We start from the raw sequence: 636 nt of genomic DNA, 5'->3' as shown, positions 1-636 counted from the left end.
GGGTGGGAGGGGAGCTGCCGGTGGGAATCAGTGGTGAACGGGGAAGCGGGTCACGCGGGGGCGGCATTCCCTCCCATCGGGTCAACTCCGCTGGTGATGGGCCCTGTTGGGGCTTAGGCGGGGGCCATCACATCACGACGGCGGTCGCGCCGTCGATCTCCACCACACTGACCCGGGAACCGGGTTCGAAAACCTCGTCGGTGTCCAGGGACCGGGCCGACCAGACCTCCCCGGCGAGCTTGATCTGTCCCCGATGGCCGTCCACCCGCTCCACGACCACGGCGGATTGCCCCAGCAGGGCGTCCACGCCGGTGCTGACGCCGGGAAGTTGGGCGCGGGAGCGCTTGGCGATGGGCCGGACCACGATGATGAGCGCCGTGGAGACGAGGGCGAAGACCACGACCTGCAGGGGCAGGCTGTCGGTGACGCCGGCAGTGATCGCCCCGGCCACGGCGCCGACCGAGAGCATGCCGAACTCCGGCATCGCCGTTTGGATCAGCGGAATCGCGAACGCTCCGGCGGCTATCAGCCACCACACCCAGAAGTCCACATCACCCATGGTAGGCCCCGGAACACTCCTGGAACAGACGCCGGGGCACGGAACCGGACACGGCGGGCCGGTCGGCCCTCGGTGAC

1 protein-coding gene is annotated in these 636 nt (G+C 69.7%); it reads right to left on the bottom strand.

What is annotated here, in order from left to right; translation table 11 throughout:
• Positions 1 to 127: 127 nt before the first annotated feature.
• Positions 128 to 559 carry an NfeD family protein gene (locus FOE67_RS27815; protein ID WP_182667565.1) on the bottom strand — a complete coding sequence of 144 codons (432 nt, stop codon included), beginning with the start codon at positions 557 to 559 and terminating at the stop codon, positions 128 to 130.
• Positions 560 to 636 lie beyond the last annotated feature (77 nt).

Source organism: Streptomyces calidiresistens, from assembly GCF_014141525.1.
Taxonomy (GTDB): Bacteria; Actinomycetota; Actinomycetes; order Streptomycetales; family Streptomycetaceae; genus Streptomyces; species Streptomyces calidiresistens.
The sequence above is the reverse complement of the archived record's forward strand: the minus strand, read 5'-3'. Positions and strand labels throughout refer to the sequence as shown.

Bases quoted from the DNA above. Each gene is read 5' to 3' on its own strand.
- FOE67_RS27815 (WP_182667565.1), bottom strand. From the start codon at position 559: ATGGGTGATGTGGACTTCTGGGTGTGGTGGCTGATAGCCGCCGGAGCG.